The organism is Gammaproteobacteria bacterium, assembly GCA_030949385.1.
GTDB lineage: Bacteria > Pseudomonadota > Gammaproteobacteria > JAUZRS01 > JAUZRS01 > JAUZRS01.
The window spans coordinates 25,540-41,527 of sequence record JAUZSP010000009.1 but is presented as its reverse complement, the minus strand read 5'-3'; the positions used below and the strand labels follow the sequence as shown (position 1 = coordinate 41,527).

The 15,988-nt window shown below is 48.8% G+C and carries 16 protein-coding genes; 6 read left to right on the top strand and 10 right to left on the bottom strand.

The window, feature by feature from the left end:
- Positions 1-42: 42 nt before the first annotated feature.
- The 5 genes from Q9O24_12720 to Q9O24_12700 all read right to left on the bottom strand — a co-directional run bounded on the left by Q9O24_12720 (position 43) and on the right by Q9O24_12700 (position 3,902).
- The gene (locus Q9O24_12720; protein ID MDQ7075976.1) at positions 43-855 is read right to left on the bottom strand and encodes a DUF3883 domain-containing protein; all 813 of its coding nucleotides are present in this window, start codon (positions 853-855) and stop codon (positions 43-45) included.
- 92 nt (positions 856-947) lie between these two features.
- Positions 948-1,358, bottom strand: a complete 411-nt coding sequence (locus tag Q9O24_12715) for a hypothetical protein (protein ID MDQ7075975.1) — start codon at positions 1,356-1,358, stop codon at positions 948-950.
- Between the two features lie 280 nt (positions 1,359-1,638).
- Complete coding sequence (locus Q9O24_12710) at positions 1,639-1,983, bottom strand: hypothetical protein (protein ID MDQ7075974.1); 345 nt, start codon at positions 1,981-1,983, stop codon at positions 1,639-1,641.
- 350 nt (positions 1,984-2,333) lie between these two features.
- Entirely contained in the window at positions 2,334-3,032 is a 699-nt protein-coding gene (locus Q9O24_12705; GenBank protein ID MDQ7075973.1) for a hypothetical protein, read from the bottom strand.
- Positions 3,033-3,152: 120 nt separating this feature from the next.
- The gene (locus tag Q9O24_12700; protein ID MDQ7075972.1) at positions 3,153-3,902 is read right to left on the bottom strand and encodes an outer membrane protein assembly factor BamD; all 750 of its coding nucleotides are present in this window, start codon (positions 3,900-3,902) and stop codon (positions 3,153-3,155) included.
- 89 nt (positions 3,903-3,991) lie between these two features.
- On the opposite strand from Q9O24_12700, the gene rluD reads away from it, so the two are divergent.
- From rluD to parC, 3 genes are all read left to right on the top strand, one after another.
- The gene (gene rluD, locus Q9O24_12695) at positions 3,992-4,957 is read left to right on the top strand and encodes a 23S rRNA pseudouridine(1911/1915/1917) synthase RluD (protein ID MDQ7075971.1); all 966 of its coding nucleotides are present in this window, start codon (positions 3,992-3,994) and stop codon (positions 4,955-4,957) included.
- Positions 4,950-5,678: a peptidoglycan editing factor PgeF gene (gene pgeF, locus Q9O24_12690; protein ID MDQ7075970.1), complete on the top strand. Its 729-nt coding sequence runs from the start codon at positions 4,950-4,952 to the stop codon at positions 5,676-5,678. Before rluD ends, pgeF begins: the two co-directional genes overlap by 8 nt.
- A gap of 176 nt (positions 5,679-5,854) precedes the next feature.
- Positions 5,855-8,104: a DNA topoisomerase IV subunit A gene (parC, locus tag Q9O24_12685; protein ID MDQ7075969.1), complete on the top strand. Its 2,250-nt coding sequence runs from the start codon at positions 5,855-5,857 to the stop codon at positions 8,102-8,104.
- Positions 8,105-8,192: 88 nt separating this feature from the next.
- On the opposite strand, the gene Q9O24_12680 is transcribed toward parC, so the two are convergent.
- From Q9O24_12680 to epmB, 5 genes are all read right to left on the bottom strand, one after another.
- Positions 8,193-8,606, bottom strand: a complete 414-nt coding sequence (locus Q9O24_12680) for a GlyGly-CTERM sorting domain-containing protein (GenBank protein ID MDQ7075968.1) — start codon at positions 8,604-8,606, stop codon at positions 8,193-8,195.
- Between the two features lie 214 nt (positions 8,607-8,820).
- Positions 8,821-10,320: a DNRLRE domain-containing protein gene (locus Q9O24_12675; protein MDQ7075967.1), complete on the bottom strand. Its 1,500-nt coding sequence runs from the start codon at positions 10,318-10,320 to the stop codon at positions 8,821-8,823.
- 245 nt (positions 10,321-10,565) lie between these two features.
- The gene (locus Q9O24_12670; GenBank protein ID MDQ7075966.1) at positions 10,566-11,957 is read right to left on the bottom strand and encodes a GGDEF domain-containing protein; all 1,392 of its coding nucleotides are present in this window, start codon (positions 11,955-11,957) and stop codon (positions 10,566-10,568) included.
- Positions 11,958-11,964: 7 nt separating this feature from the next.
- Positions 11,965-12,660 carry a PAS domain S-box protein gene (locus Q9O24_12665; protein MDQ7075965.1) on the bottom strand — a complete coding sequence of 232 codons (696 nt, stop codon included), beginning with the start codon at positions 12,658-12,660 and terminating at the stop codon, positions 11,965-11,967.
- Positions 12,661-12,865: 205 nt separating this feature from the next.
- On the bottom strand, positions 12,866-13,885 hold the full coding sequence (epmB, locus tag Q9O24_12660; protein ID MDQ7075964.1) for an EF-P beta-lysylation protein EpmB: 1,020 nt from the start codon (positions 13,883-13,885) through the stop codon (positions 12,866-12,868).
- A gap of 40 nt (positions 13,886-13,925) precedes the next feature.
- Here epmB and efp point away from each other — a divergent pair, with 40 nt between their 5' ends.
- Genes efp through Q9O24_12645 form a run of 3 tightly spaced genes read left to right on the top strand, consistent with a single transcriptional unit; the run spans position 13,926 to position 15,949 of the window.
- Positions 13,926-14,495, top strand: a complete 570-nt coding sequence (efp, locus tag Q9O24_12655) for an elongation factor P (protein ID MDQ7075963.1) — start codon at positions 13,926-13,928, stop codon at positions 14,493-14,495.
- Positions 14,496-15,461, top strand: a complete 966-nt coding sequence (gene epmA, locus Q9O24_12650) for an EF-P lysine aminoacylase EpmA (protein ID MDQ7075962.1) — start codon at positions 14,496-14,498, stop codon at positions 15,459-15,461.
- Positions 15,461-15,949: a hypothetical protein gene (locus Q9O24_12645; protein ID MDQ7075961.1), complete on the top strand. Its 489-nt coding sequence runs from the start codon at positions 15,461-15,463 to the stop codon at positions 15,947-15,949. The genes epmA and Q9O24_12645 overlap by 1 nt, the downstream gene beginning before the upstream one ends.
- Positions 15,950-15,988 lie beyond the last annotated feature (39 nt).

The following is a 15,988-nucleotide window of genomic DNA, read 5'->3' as shown; positions in this document are numbered from 1 at the left end:
TTGTCCGTGTGTAGCGCCTTGTTATATTGCGTTTTCATGCTGCTACAGCTCAATTTTTACTGGATCCGCATATAATTCTCCAGAATTCCAAAGTTCAATAGGGTTTACTATTTCTCTAACTTTCGGCTCTTTTTTGCCCGCATTAGAAATCAACAAAATTTTATACATTTCCCCTTTCTTTGAGTTATGTAATTTCCTCGCCCAGCCCCACTGTGTACCAGATATTAGAAATAGTTGCGGTACCTCGTCTGTTTTGCTTTTGACTTCGTAGTAGGCAATATCTTCGCCATTATCTCTTATTACAAAATCGTATCCCTTGCCGACATTCCCACTTTTATTTAGCCAAACTACTTCGTTGTTCGGAAACTTTCTTACCAAGTATTCATTGGCAATAGATTCTCCCCAATCACCTATCGCTTTACTATCTTTGGGTTTGTTTGAATTGTCACCATTATTATCCGCATCATCAGTTTCAGAGCTTTCTTTTGTGCCCTGACCAGATAAATCTTCTTGTGAATGATCTTGAAAGTCAGACTCATCAATACTTATGTTTGCTTCTTCTGGGCTTACGTCAGGACTCCAAACAGATTCTTCATTATTTTCACTGGAATCATCACTTTGTGCATTCATCCATTTCTCATATTTTTCTCTATTAACAACTTTTAACCCAGTTTCTTCTTCAAACTCTGAAACCTTATTGAGTTTCAACTCAAGCACTTTAACCAGTTTTTCGGTATTATTATGGTCTTTGTTATAGTCGTCGTTTAAGTCATTGAGCAATATTTCTGATAATGGCTTTTCAATTAGGATTGATTCTTTGTTGTATAGCCAGTATTTTCCTTTCAAAGATTCCAAAATTTCAGCATTTTCGATGTCTCCTGTCCTAAATTCCTCGTATAAGTAGTTTTTCCTTTTTGTTCGTCCAGACAACCTGCTGGGGTTGTTAGTTAATAAAAATTGCCACAAAAAGTAGAGCGAAATTTATTGATATTTTCAAGTGAATATTCTAGACCGTTGATTTTGATGTTTGGATTAAAGCCATCTATACGTTGAACATACCGACTATCTATATTTGAAACAGAATCTTCCTCTTCAATTATTTTTAAAGTGTCATCTACATCAAGGCACTTGAAAAAGTCTTTAATTTCATTAGTAATCTCTAAACCAATATGAATAAAATAAATTGTTTTATCTGTTCCTTCAGAAAACCAACTTAATAATATTTTTGAATCGAAATATACATATGTATCCTCCAGCTTTTGGAAAGAAATATCACCCACCTGATTTTTACTACGGACAAACCAACATGATTTTAGCAGATCACATATTTCATTTTTTTGATACTGGTTAGAGTCCACCCAAGTTCCTATGACTAATTTAACATCCTCTATGTACTCCTCTTTCTCTATAATAGCGCCTTGATATTTTGGAATAATGAATTCCTTAATTTCTGCAATCTGACTTGGGGCTACAAGACCAAGGCTTTTTAGGAACTCACTGGATTCGTCAATATCAACTAAAGCCCTTTTTACTGTTTTAAACTTCGAATCATCTTTTGTTGGTAGATAAACCTGTATGTCTCCTGAACTATTCTCAGGGCAAATATGCGAGCCATCTTCTAGTCTAATAATTGGGCGCTCACGTAAAACCCCCTTTTTTGGTAGCCTGCACTAACTCTATAAAGGGCTTTGTTTTTGTAATACTTGAATAAAATTCTACAATCCAGCTATCTGGCTTTACCTTGATAAATTCTTCAGTAATTTCGGAACAAAACTTTTGCATCGTAATTTCAGGTATACCTAACTCTCCAGTCAAATAATCCCTTAATATCCTTGTTTTATCGTATGTTATATCGGTATTCAGCCAAGTTTTTCTGTTGAAAAGTTTTGAGCAATCTGTATTTTCCAACAGGTTAGTTAACTCTCTTTCTCTTGCTAGTATGGTCTTATCTGCGCTTTCATAACCCCCAGTTACCGTTGGCAATAGTGCCTCATTTGTAAAAAATAGACTTAACTTTGTGGAATGTCGCACAATATATTGGATGTTCATTTTCAGAATCAATTGGTAGTATTGATAGAACATCAACATTCAGTAAGCCACTATTTTTTAAACCGATTATACTTTCGGAGACTAAAGCGGATAATTCCGCTGTAATAAGCAGATTTTGACTATCATCAAAAGGAATCGACTCTCTACTGGGGGTCGTTTTATACGGGGCGTGAACCAAAATTTGAATCCGATTCTTTCATTCGTTGGAAAGAATACAAATAATTTAGAATCATGTACTGGAACGATTTCCCCATTGCTATTTAATGGATAAGCAACAATGATATTTAGCATTGTATCATCAACTTCAATATTTTTTGTGAACAAAAATATTCTGTCAGGTTGCCCTCTTCATTAACCATGGAGATCAAACTTGCCTTATTACCGTCAATTTCTGATAGATAATGCCCGCTATCAGTTTCAGTCCTCCATTGAATTTCTTTAATATTATGCAAAAATAACAACGATTCTGATTCCAATGCTTGCAAACGATCAGATATTTGCTTGTAAGCAATATCAGAGGAAATGCCAGGATGATTAAATGGCAAAGTGAACTGTGTAGTTTTTTCACCAATATTTGCTGGGGCTATTTCCTCTGGAACTATGAAGTTGGTAATTTTAAAATGAAAGTTTCCTGAATGGATATGTGGTGTTTTTGTGATTGCAAAAACAGACTTGAAACCTGCTCCGAATGTGCCTATTGAATTTACATCATCCTTTTTTGTTGATGAACCAACGGTTGTTATAGAGTCAACATCGTCAAAATTAAATAGTTTATTGCCATTATGTGTTATTGATAATGACTTCAGTGTTAATCCAAATATTACTTCTGATGCACCCGCATCATCTGCGTTTTGCAAAATCTCATAGATAAAATGAGAAGGGTCGGAATATAGACCAGCTATTATTCCATGTGAATTATCATTATTATCACGACACGACTTAATATGCTCTCGTCTCTTTTTTGTTAGAACTGATAATTCCATAAATATTTATCCCCTTTGGCACGACGCTTGGTTTTGAGCAATATAACAAGTGATTATACAGTTTTGTATACCACCCAAAAAGTGAGATATACGGAAGCGAAAACAGTTTGCCTGAAACTCTCAACGGCTCGCCAAAGCCGGATGATCCGCTTGATTCTCCTGCAAAATCTGCCAACTCTCTTTGGCTAACTCTGGCATATCCAATTTTTCATAGGCCTGTGCCATCAGTGCGAGGGTGTTGGGGATGCTGGGCGCACCGTCAAAGTGGCTCAGTATGTAGTGGCCGCGATTGACGACGGCGATGTAGGCGCTGCGTTTGAAGTAGTACTGCGCCGTTTGCAGCTCGTGTTGCGCCATTTTGTTGCGCAGAAAAATCATTCGCTGACGGGCATCGGCGTTGTAACGGCTGTCGGGAAACTTACGGATTAAGGTATCAAAACTCTGGTAAGCGTCTTTGAGTTGACGCTGATTGATTTTGCTGTAATCGCGCTTAAAGAACTTTTCTGTTAAACCTTGGCCACGATGAAAATTGGCCAAGCCCTTCAGATAGTAGGCGTAATCGACGTTTTGATGTCGTGGATGCAGCTTAATAAAGTGATCCGCCGATGAAATGGCCGAGAGGTGCTCATCAAATTTGTAATACGCGTAAGCCAGATCGAGCTGCGCTTGTTGAGTGTAGGAGCCAAAAGGATAACGGGCTTCCAGCAGCTGAAAGTTGGCGATGGCTTGTTCAAAACTGCCTTTGTCCAGATCACGTTTGGCCTGTTTATAAAACTGTTCTGCCTTCCAATCAGCCGACTCCTCCTTCTCCAAGGAAGCGCAAGCGTTCAGTAACAAAGTGATTGAGATCAGTAACAGGCGAAATTTCATCGAGTTTTCCATCTAAAGAGCAGCAAAGTTGCGTATTATACCCAATCATTGCTTGCAGGGTGGTTGAACCGCCAGGATTTGTCTTAATTATGTTTGAAACCGTAGAAGAAAGCTTAGAAATTCCCCCCGAATGGGCGGGTAAACGCCTCGATCAGGCCGTGGCCAAGCTGCTGCCAGACTACTCTCGCAGCCGTTTGAGTGGCTGGATCAAACAAGGGCATCTGCTGTTGGATGGCAAACCGTCGGTGCCACGGCATAAATTGCTTGGTGGCGAGCAGATTGTATTGAAGGTGCAGCTGGAGGTGGTTAGCCAAGCGCAAGCGGAGCCGATGTCGCTGGATATTTTGTTTGAAGATGAGGCCGTTATGGTGATCAACAAACCGGCTGGGTTGGTGATGCACCCAGGGGCGGGTAACCACGATGGCACCTTGCTCAACGGTTTATTGGCACACAATCCTTCCTTGGCTCAGCTGCCACGAGCGGGCATTGTGCATCGGTTGGATAAAGAGACCACCGGTCTGTTGGTGGTGGCGAAAACCCTGCAAGCGCACAAACACTTGGTGGATCAGCTGCAAGCCCGTTCCGTCAGCCGCGAGTACGAAGCCGTGGCTTACGGCACGGCGGTGGCCGGTGGCACGGTAGATGAACCGTTAGGGCGGCATCCGTCGGATCGGCGGCGGGTAGCGGTGCGCATGGGAGGCAAGGAGGCCATCACCCATTACCGCGTGTTGCAGCGTTTTACCGCGCACACGCACCTGCGTTTGAAATTGGAAACGGGGCGTACTCATCAAATTCGAGTGCATATGGCGCACATTCATCTGCCTTTGGTGGGCGATCAAGTCTACAGCGGTCGGTTGAGAAACCCCGCTGGCGGTGACACGCCTCTGCGTCACTGTTTGCAAAACTTTAAACGCCAAGCTTTGCACGCCGCACGTTTGGCACTGATTCATCCTGTCAGTGGCGAAGAGATGGCGTGGACAATGGAGCTGCCGGAAGATTTTCAACGCCTGTTGGCGGCGTTGCAAGAGGACATGAAGATCAATGGCTTTGATTGATCTGCTGCGCCCTGATTGGCCTGCGCCAAAAGGGGTGCAGGCACTGAGCACATTGCGAATTGGTGGGGTTAGCCAAGCGCCGTTTGATGGGTTTAATTTGGCTTCTCATGTGGGTGATAATCCAGAGGCGGTGGCGCAGAATCGGCGTTTGTTACGGCACCACGCTAAATTACCCGCTGAACCGCAGTGGCTTAATCAGGTTCATGGCCGAGAGATTATCAAAGCGCCCTTGGCTCTAATGGGGTCTCCGTCTAATGCCGATGCCATTTGGAGCGATGCGGCGGGTCGGGTCTGTGCGGTGTTGACCGCCGACTGCCTGCCGCTGCTCTATTGCAGCTTGGATGGGCGTTACATTGCTGCCGCGCACGCCGGTTGGCGTGGTTTGGCTGCTGGTATTGTGGAGCAGACTTTGGCAACGCTGCCGGTGCGAGGCAATCAGGTGATGGTTTGGCTCGGGCCGGCTATTTCTGCTCAAGCGTTTCAGGTGGGAGCGGAGGTGGTGGAGGCCTTTGTGCAGCAACACGCCGAGGATGAAGCGGCCTTTGTGGCCGAGGGTGATCGTTGGTTGGCGGATCTTTATTGTTTGGCGAAAAACCGTCTGCGCCGTGCGGGAGTGGAGCAGGTTTACGGCGGCGACCATTGCACCTTTAGCGATGCGCGGTTTTTCTCCTATCGACGAGAGAATCAGACGGGACGCATGGCCACACTGATTTGGCGCTGATAAGACCCGACTTGGCGCTGATAAGACCCGACTTGGCGCTGATAAGATCCGTCATTCCCGCGAAGGCGGGAATCTATGCGAGCTGGTCAAGACTTTATCTGGATTTCCGCGTGCGCGGGAATGACGAGCAAGATCAGATCAAACTATAAAATTTAAAGAGGCAGTGAGAGTCTGTTATGGGCAATGAGTTGAGTCACGACGGCGTTGAACGCCAAGCGTTAAGCGAATTTACCGAAAAGGCGTACTTGGATTATTCCATGTACGTGATTTTAGATCGAGCCTTGCCGCACATCGGTGACGGCCTGAAACCGGTGCAGCGGCGCATCATTTATGCCATGTCGGAATTGGGATTGTCGGCCAGCTCCAAACATAAAAAATCAGCGCGCACCGTGGGGGATGTGTTGGGTAAGTTCCATCCTCATGGCGATTCGGCTTGTTATGAGGCGATGGTGTTGATGGCTCAGCCGTTTTCCTATCGCTGCCCGTTGGTGGACGGTCAGGGCAACTGGGGTTCGGCGGATGATCCTAAATCTTTTGCAGCGATGCGTTACACCGAGTCGCGCCTGTCACCTTTTGCCAAATCGTTGTTACAAGAGTTGGGGCAGGGGACGGTGGAGTGGGCACCGAATTTTGATGGCACCTTGAAAGAGCCGACTCTGCTGCCCTCGCGCTTGCCGCATATTTTATTGAACGGCACCACCGGCATCGCGGTGGGAATGGCAACGGACATTCCACCGCACAATTTAGGTGAGATTGTTGCCGCGTGTGTGGCGATGCTGGAGAAGCCGAACCTCTCTGATGATGCGCTGTACGAGCTGATCAAAGGGCCGGATTATCCCACGGGTGGTGAGGTTGTCAGCAGCTCTGCGGAGCTGCGGCAGATGTATCAAACGGGCAAAGGCATGGTGCGGATGCGCGCCCGTTACGAGCAGGAAGAGGGTGAGATTATCATCACCGAATTGCCGCATCAGGTCTCGGGGGCGAAAATTTTGGAGCAAATCGCGCAGCAGATGCAGGCGAAAAAACTGCCGATGGTGGAGGATCTGCGCGATGAATCGGATCATGAGACCCCGACGCGCTTGGTGATTGTCCCTAAAGGTCGAAAATGGGATCGTGATGCTTTGATGTTGCATCTGTTTGCCAGCACGGATCTGGAGCGCAGTTATCGCGTCAATCTGAATATGATCGGCACCAACGGTCGTCCTCAGGTGAAAAATTTGCGTACTATCTTGACCGAATGGTTGCAGTTTCGCAGCGATACTGTGCGCCGTCGTTTGCAGTGGCGCTTGGATAAAGTGCTTTCGCGGCTGCACATTTTAGATGCGTTACTGATCGCCTTTTTGAACATTGATGAGGTGATCGCCATCATTCGTGAAGAGGATGATCCGCGTGCGGAGCTGGTGGTGCGTTTCGGTTTGAGTGAGCTGCAGGCCGATGCGGTGCTGGATCTGAAGCTACGCCATCTGGCCAAGCTGGAAGAGGTGCAAATTCGTGGGGAACAGGGCGAATTGGCCAAAGAGCGCACGCAGTTGGAAACCGTGTTGGCTTCGGAACGGCGACAAAAGACACTGATCAAAAAAGAGCTATTGGCGGATGTCAAATTGTACGGCGATGCGCGTCGGACGGGCTTGGAGCAGCGCCCAGCGGCGAGAGCGATGGATGAGAGTGATCTGCTGCCCAGCGAAGCGGTGACGGTGGTGCTGTCACAGCGGGGTTGGGTGCGCGCAGCCAAAGGTCATGAGGTCAATGCGGCGGGTTTGAATTACAAATCTGGGGATGGGTTCCAAGCTTCGGCCTGCGGCAAGAGCAATCAATTGGCGCTGTTTTTGGAGTCCACAGGAAGGGTCTATGTTTTGCCCGCGCACACCCTGCCTTCGGCGCGCAGCTTGGGTGAGCCTTTGGCGGGGCGTTTGAAGCCCGCCGATGGTGCGCATTTTGTGGCGGTGATGATGGGTGATCCAGAAGAACGTTACCTGTTGGCCAGCGATGCCGGTTACGGTTTTGTGGCTAAATTGGCGGATCTGATCAGTCGCAATAAAGCCGGTAAGGTGGTGTTGAGTGTGCCTGCCGGGGCGAAAGTGATGATGCCGGTGCCGATCTTTAATCATCAACGGGATCGGGTGGTGGCGGTGAGCAGTGGCGGGTACTTGCTCAGTTACGCGATCACCGAGTTGCCGGAAATGGCGCGTGGTAAGGGCAATAAAATCATCGGTATTCCGGCGGCGAAATTGAAAAGCGGTGAGGAGAAGCTGGTGGGGTTGTTGTCGCTGCCAGTGGGTGAGTCGCTGACGCTTTACAGTGGCAAACGCCTGACACGCTTGAAGTACGATGAGTTGGACAGTTACCAAGGCGAAAGAGGACGGCGGGGCAGCAAGTTGCCACGAGGTTTCCAGAGTGTGCAGAAGGTGGTGCTGGGTAAAGGTTAACCTAGCTTCAGTATTTTAAGCGTTAAAATGCAGGCAAAAAAAAGCCCCAGACTGAAAACAGTCTGGGGCTTTTTTGTGGGCTTAGTTTTTAACCTCGACGGCGTGCTAAGCCGATGAGGCCGAGCAACATCAGCCAGAGGGGAGTGAGTGCGCCACCGCTACTGGTGGAGCTGCTTGTTGTTGTGGGCGTGGGCAAGCGCACGGCTGCTGCGGTGTCTGCTGCTGCTTTGCGCTCTTGAATGAAGGGTACGATTTTGGCCGCATCGTCTTGTTTCACAAAGTAGTGGTCAATTCGAGCGGCGTCGGTTGCGGCCACGAGAATACCAAAATTGTCATAGGCGGGATCATCGCCGTGACAGCTGGAGCAGAGGTCAGCGTAGAGCTGCGAGGGGCTGGCGGTGCTGCTGCCGGTGCCGGTGTTGTTGCTGCCAATTGGCGCGGCGGCATTATTGAGCGAGGTTTGGATAAAGGCGGCGATTTCTGTTGCGTCGGCATCAATCACAAAGCTGTGTTTGCCCAGAATGATCGCTTTATTGGTACCCAGATCAATTTTGTTGTCGCCATTGGCGGGGTTGGCTCCATGACAGACCGCACATTGGTCGGCGTAGAGTTGTGCGCCGTTGCTGGAGGTGACGGGCGCAGGTGGAGGAGGAATGACTACGGGTGCGGTTGGTGCCGGTTGGCCGGTCAGTGCAGCACTGATGTAAGCGGCTACTTTATCGGCATCGCCTGAGGTGACAAAGCTGTGTTTGGCGGTGATTTTTGTGGCAACGGTGCCTTGGTCGATTTTGTTTCTGCCGTTGGCAGGATCGCTGCCGTGGCAACCTGCGCACGCATTGGCGTAGATGGCTTGACCGGATTGGGTGTTGTTGTCCGCAGGTGGTGTGGTGTTTCCAGTTCCAGTTCCAGTTCCAGTTCCAGTTCAGTTCAGTTCCAGTTCCAGTTCCAGTTCCAGTTCCAGTTCCAGTTTCGCCTGCGGTGCCGTTAGGAACGGTGTAACTGACAGAAAGTTTGGGACGATTATTAAGCACGGGATCTTCGCTGGATGAAATGTCCAGACCGTTGGTGACGTTGGTGTCGGCGATGATGATGCCGTAGTTGGGTTGATTGCCATTAACCCAGCCTTGCACCATATCAACGCCCAAACTGTTGAGTGTCAGTACGATGGCTGTTGGGTTGAAGGTAGACGCGGAGGTGACGGTGTCGATGACGTTGACCGTGTCCACTAACACGCCTCGATCTGGGTTGCTGTTGGTGGTGACCACACCGCTGTTGCTTAAGGTTTCAGAGAGCAGATTGGCACCGGCTTGAGTCCAGGCTTGTCCAGCCGCGTAGTTGACCCAGGTGGCTTGGTTTTCTACCCAAGGTTTTAAGGCTTGATAGATGCCGTAGGCTTGATCCGTTGGATTGGTGACATTGAAGGTGAGTTTCACTGTGTCGATGGTGGCGTTGCTGGGGATGCTGGTGATGTCCCAAGAGATTAAGGTGCTTTCATCATTGGGGCTGGGGTTGGCTCCATCAATGAGTAAGGTTGTTTCATTGCCATGATTCACATCGGGGGTGATTTGTGAGATGTAGGTGTCTTGGGTGCCTTGATAATTGGGTGTAGGGTAGACACCGTTTCTAAAATCCACAACCGGAAGTAAATTGCTGCTGGGAGGAATAACCGGAGCAGGTGGTGGAGTGGTGGGTTGTGGTGTTGGTACGGGAGCCACGCGGCCACTGATGTAGGTGGCAATTAAAGCGGATTCGGTACTGGATGAATATTGGGTTCCATGTTTGCCCACAATGGTGCTGGCACTGGTGCCTCTGGCTATTTTATTGCGGCCATTGGCAGGATCCGCGCCGTGACAGCCAGAACACGCGGCGGCGTAAAGGTCGGCTCCTGAGAGTGTCGGGGCGGGCGGCGGTGGCGTGGTTGGAGCCGTCACAGGACTGCCGTTAATGACTTCGTCGATGTAGGTGGCGATTTTAGTTGATTCAGCAGTGCTGGATTTTCCGGTGCCGTGATAGCCGATAATGGCGGCGGCGGTAACGCCACGGGTGATGCGACGTTTGTCATTGGCCGGATTGCTGCCGTGACAACCGGCGCAGAGGTTGCCGTACAGTGTTTCACCTTCTAAGGCGATGGGGCTAAGAGCGAATGCGGAGTGACTGAAGCTGGCTAATGTGCAGGTTAAAATGCCCGCTGAAAGTGTGGATAATTTTATGTCCATGCGTCTGACTCTTTTTAAGGTGATGGAGAAAGTTTTGATGGCTCTATCGTAAGCGAATCCAGTGAGTAAAAACGTGATCCATTGCTTAAGTTTTTTTTAAGCTGAGTGAGCGGTGTGGTTTTTGTGATGAACAGCGCACACAAGCTCCGTGCCGTTTGTTGGGGTCATGAAGTGTGTGAGTGTATGTCAGTAGAGGCCTTCCCGACAATAGGAAAAGATCTCATTTTTTTGCTTGAGAAAGGGGGTTAAGCGCTCATGGCACTGAAATCGTAATCGAGGTTTTCGCTGGCGTGGCGTAAAAATCCGCCTTGGATGTAATCGGCAGACATGCTCCAGAGCACGGAAAGGCTGTTGGCATTTTCAATTCCGGGAGCGATGGTGGCGATTTTTTTCAATTTTGCTTCGGCCATAATGGCCTGCACCACAGCTTGGCTTTCGCTGTTGCTGCTTAGCTCTTCCATCAGGTCGTCATCAATTTTGAGGTATTGAGCCGGTACGTGTTTAAACAGTTGGAACGGTTTGGCACTGCGTCCAAAGTTGGATATGGCCACTCGACAGTTGATCTGTAACAGTGCTTTGGCAAAGGCGCGGGCTTGCTTCAGCTGACTGTGGGCAGTCTCTTCTTCAATCTCAAAAACCAAGCTGTCCGGTGCGATGCGAACGGTTTTGATCTGTTGATGAATGTGACGAAACAGGTCGGGATCTTGTAGAGCATTTTTGGTCAATTTGATAAAAAAGACCGTGTTGTTGCCTGATTTGTGTTTTTTGTGCAGTTGCTCAATGGCTTTGTTGATTGTCCAGCGGTTGATGCCACGGGAGAGGCCGGTGCGTTGAGCTGCATTGAGAAATTCGGTTTGTGCCAACTCTTTATTGTTTTCATCCAGCAGGCGAATGTCCACTTCGTAGCGTTCGGTGTGATCGCCTTCCAGTGCCACGATAGGTTGATATAAAAGACGAAAGCCATTATTCCTCAATGCTTTGGTGATGTTTTGTGCCCAAGTGTGATCCACTTGCTTTTGACTTTGTTCAGCCGTGTTGGGTTGATAGAGAGACAAACTGCTGTCGTCGTCTTTATTGTCGATGGCGGTATTTAGGGCTCGATCTGAGCGTGACAAAATATCGGTAGCGGTTTTGGTGCTGTCGTCGATTTGGCAAATACCGATGCAGCAGCTGCTGGAGGTGGTGTGACCGCTTAGGGTGCAGATGTATTTTTCAACCCGAGAGATGATCCGTTGCGCGTAGTGCTTGGCTTTTTCAGTATCACTTTCATGGCTGAGCAGCATAAAGGTTGGGCCGGTAAAGCGAAACAGCAGGTCTTTGGGATCAGCTACCTCACGCAAGACTTTGCTGATGGCGACTAAAAATTGATCGGCACCGATAATTCCGCAGGTTTTTTGAATGGTACCCAGATCGTCAAGACGAATTTGCAGCAAGGTGGCTTTGTGGTTGCCATTTTTTGCTTTTTTTGCCTCTTGTGCTAGCAGAGTGGTGAGGTGTTGGCGGTTGTAAAGGCTGGTGAGTGAGTCGGTACGGCTTTGATGTAGAAGTTTGCGTTCCAGTTCTTTGGCATCGCTGCGATCACGAATGATAATTTGAGTACACTGCTCGCCGTCGATGCTGGCGGGAGAGAACTCCATTTCGCCGCTAAAGGGGGTTTTTTGGTCTGAGTGCAGCAGTTGAATCGCTAATTTGCCACTGACTTTTTTTGTTTTTGTGCTGATGACGTAAAAATTCTTTGAGTTTATTCTGATGATCGGTGGTCACCATATCCATGATGGGTGTGCTGGTTATATCTTCTTCTTCTAAACCAAACAGCTCCAAATAGGTCGCGTTGACTTGGATGTGCATGCCGTCGTGAATGTAGGCGATGGCATCACGGGAGCTGTTCATCAACGCTTGCGAGCGTTTTTCGCTGTGACTGTAGAGGGTATTTATTTTTTCCAGATGTTGTTGATTTTGAAAGTGGCGGCGTTCGCGTTTGATGACCTGTTTTAGATGTTGAAAGTTTTCACTTTGAATCAGATCGGTAGCGCCTTGTTGCATAATTTCAGCAGGATTAATTTTTTCATTTTGTTTGTTGCTTAAGGCGATAACGGGGATGTTTTTTTGATTGTTATTGAGACATTGTTGCGTCTCTTGCAGACTGAGAACCTCTGCACCAATGCAGTAGAGGATCAATTCATAAGGGTCATTTTTAAGCGCATCATCTAGATCATCTTGAGTTGCTACTCGGGTTGGTTTGATGGCATAACCCATAGCACGCAGTGCGCTGTTGCAGGTTTCGGCGTTGTGAAAATCGCTGTCGATAATGATAAGACGTAAACTGTTGGGGTTTGTCAAAGTGATTGCTCTCTAACGCTGTCTCTGTCAGCGAATTTGTCCCTGTTATAAAAAATCCAGATCTCATTATGGGTCAATCTTAACCCTGATAGATAGTTGACAATGTGAAGCATGGCGACTTTTGAACGCCGGAGTCATAAATTTATTGGATATTCAGGCACAGTTAAATGCTCGTATGTAACGATAATCCGTTTTGACGCTTAAGTTATGCCAATTTATCTGGAATGGGGGTTTTGAATTGTTTGCCTGCCTCCTCTCGTACCAGTTTTGGTACCAGATAGCCGGGTAATTGTTCTCGTAAGGTTTGCATAAGGCTCAAGGCGGTTGGCATTGAACACTCGTAATGGGCGCTGCCCTGAACTCGATCCAATAAATGCAGGTAGTAGGGCAGTACTCCAGCGCCCCACAGCGCGTGGCTCAGTTGTATCAGGCTTTCTGCGCTGTCGTTGATTCTTTTAAGCAGTACGGTCTGATTTAATAAGGTCACGCCAATATGCCGCAGGTGTTGGCAGACCTGTTTTACGTCGTGGTCGATCTCATTGGCGTGATTGGCGTGCAGGACAAAAACCACTTTTAAGCGGCTTTTTCTCAGCCAGTGTAGAAGTGCGTCGTTGATCCGATTCGGCAACACCAAAGGCAGGCGAGTGTGGATACGTAAGGTGCGCAGGTGGGGGATGTCGTCAAGTTTTTGACTCAGATCTGCCAATTTTTTGTCAGAAAGCGTCAACGGGTCGCCACCACTGAGAATCACTTCATGGATTTCATTGTTGGCGTGCAAATAGTCCAGAGCCGGTTGCCAATGGTGGCTGCTGGCATTGCTTGCGTTGTAGGGAAAATGACGACGAAAGCAGTAACGGCAGTGGATTGCACAGGCTCCGGTGGTGATGAGCAGGGCGCGACCGTGGTATTTGTGCAGCAGGCCGGGGGTCTGCGTGGCGGCCAGATCGCCAACGGGGTCGATGCCAAAACCACTGACGGTCTGATTTTCAATCTCGCGCGGCAGCACTTGCAGCAGCAGGGGGTCGTTTTTATCGCCCTTTTTCATCTTGGCCAGATAGGCGTGCGGCACCAGCAAGCGGAAGGATTTGTGGGCGGCGAGGCTGCCATTTAGGGTGTCTGGGTTTAACTCCAGTGCGTGATAGAGTTTTTTTGGCTCGCGGATGGCGCAGGCCAGCTCTTTTTGCCATTGCGATGGCTGCTGTAAGGGGTCGCTTCGGGGTATCATAGGCCGGTCAATTTTTTTCGTAATTCTAACAGAGGTCAGCATGGCAACCTACAGTACCAATGAGTTTAAAAGCGGTCTTAAAATTATGTTGGGCAACGATCCGCATACGATTGTGGAAAATGAGTTTGTAAAACCCGGAAAAGGTCAGGCGTTCAGTCGGGTCAAAGTACGTAATCTTAAAACCGGTCGTGTGGTGGAGAAAACCTTTAAGTCGGGTGAAAGCGTGGAAGCGGCAGACGTGATGGATGTGGATCTGCAATACCTCTACAACGACGGTGAATTTTGGCACTTTATGGATGCGGCCACGTTTGAACAAATTGCGGCTGATGCGATGGCGGTGGGTGATACCTCTAAATGGCTCAAGGAACAAGAGATTTGCAATGTGACTCTTTGGAACGGTGCGCCTTTGAGTGTGGCGGTGCCAAATTTTGTTGAGTTGGCGGTGGCACAAACGGATCCCGGTGTGAAGGGTGATACGGCGCAGGGTGGAACCAAACCGGCCACATTGGAAACCGGTGCGACGGTGCGGGTGCCGCTGTTTATCGAAGAGGGTGAAATGTTGAAAATTGATAGCCGTACTGGTGAGTATGTCTCTCGCGTGAAGTCGTAGATTTTGGCGCTTGAGTGGCGGCCAACGGCGTCGTTAAGCCGGTTGCAGCAGCGGGCACAGATGTTGGTGCAGATTCGTGCCTTTTTTGCTCAGCGGCAGGTGTTGGAAGTGGAGACCCCCATTCTCTCCAACGCCGCAGGCAGCGATCCTCATATTGAATGTTTGCAGACCGTACTGGCCGATGGGCGGCGCTGTTTTCTCAACAGTTCGCCCGAATTTGCCATGAAACGCCTGTTGGCTGCCGATCTGGGTGATATTTACCAAGTCAGCCGAGTGTTTCGTCAAGGCGAGCAGGGGCGTTATCACAACCCTGAATTTACTTTGTTGGAGTGGTATCGGCTTGGTTTTGATCATTTTTCTTTGATGGCTGAGGTAGAGGCGTTGTTGCTGGTTTTGCTGCCGGAATCTCCTCCTGCGTTGAAATTGAGTTATCAGCAGGCCTTTGAGCGCTTTTTGAATCTGAACCCGCTGACGGCTGCCGTGGCTGAACTGCATCAGGTGATTGAAGGTTTGCCGGTGTCTGCACCTCATTTTCCAGAGGATGAGAGTCGAGATAGCTTGCTTGATTGGCTGATGAGCCAAGGCGTTGCACCTTGTTTTCCTCTTGATCGGCCTACTTTTATTTACCACTACCCTGCATCACAAGCGTCTCTTGCGCGGCTTTCGATTGATGATCCGTCGATTGCCGAGCGTTTTGAGTGTTATTGGGGCGAGTTAGAACTGGCGAACGGTTTTCATGAGCTGCTGGATGCCGCTGAGCAGCAGGCGCGTTTTGAAGCGGAGTTGCAACAGCGTCAAGTGCGGAGATTGGCTCAACCACCGCTGGATTACAATTTAATTGCTGCCTTGCAGGCGGGGATGCCCGCTTGTGCGGGGGTGGCTTTGGGGTTGGATCGGCTGTTGATGGTATTGAGTGGGGCGGAGCACATTCGTGATGTGTTGGCCTTTTCCATTGAGAGGGCGTGATGAATTCTGTTTTGCGTTGTGCTGAATTGGAGCCGAAGGCTTTAGAGGCGGTGTTGGCCGAATACGGTCTGCAACTGATTTGGCTGGCTGAGGGTGAGACGATTACCGGCAGTTTTTGGGGGGATGAAGAGGCGGGGTTGGTGGCCAATCGGCTCTATGTTCGCCCTGATACGCCGGTGCATTCGGCACTGCATGAAGCGTGTCATTACCTCTGCATGGACGGTCAGCGTCGGGCGGCGCTGGACACCGATGCGGCGGGTGATTACGACGAAGAAAACGGGGTTTGTTATCTGCAAATTCTGTTGGCAGAACGTTTGCCAATGGGGCGAAAGCGCATGTGGTTGGATATGGATGCGTGGGGTTACAGCTTTCGCCTTGGTTCGGCGCAGGTCTGGTTTGAAAGAGATGCAGAGGATGCGGTGCAGTGGTTACAGCGTTACGGTTTGCTGGATGAAATGGGGGTGTTGACGGGTAAGTTGCGGGTTTAAATTTAAAAAATAGGCTGAGAGAGAAGGCGTGCCTTCTCT

Coding starts and splice junctions, on each gene's coding strand:
- Q9O24_12705 (MDQ7075973.1), bottom strand. CDS start 3,032: ATGGAATTATCAGTTCTAACAAAAAAGAGACGAGAGCATATTAAGTCG.
- Q9O24_12700 (MDQ7075972.1), bottom strand. CDS start 3,902: ATGAAATTTCGCCTGTTACTGATCTCAATCACTTTGTTACTGAACGCT.
- rluD (MDQ7075971.1), top strand. CDS start 3,992: ATGTTTGAAACCGTAGAAGAAAGCTTAGAAATTCCCCCCGAATGGGCG.
- parC (MDQ7075969.1), top strand. CDS start 5,855: ATGGGCAATGAGTTGAGTCACGACGGCGTTGAACGCCAAGCGTTAAGC.
- Q9O24_12675 (MDQ7075967.1), bottom strand. CDS start 10,320: ATGGACATAAAATTATCCACACTTTCAGCGGGCATTTTAACCTGCACA.
- Q9O24_12670 (MDQ7075966.1), bottom strand. CDS start 11,957: ATGGAGTTCTCTCCCGCCAGCATCGACGGCGAGCAGTGTACTCAAATT.
- epmB (MDQ7075964.1), bottom strand. CDS start 13,885: ATGATACCCCGAAGCGACCCCTTACAGCAGCCATCGCAATGGCAAAAA.
- efp (MDQ7075963.1), top strand. CDS start 13,926: ATGGCAACCTACAGTACCAATGAGTTTAAAAGCGGTCTTAAAATTATG.
- Q9O24_12645 (MDQ7075961.1), top strand. CDS start 15,461: ATGAATTCTGTTTTGCGTTGTGCTGAATTGGAGCCGAAGGCTTTAGAG.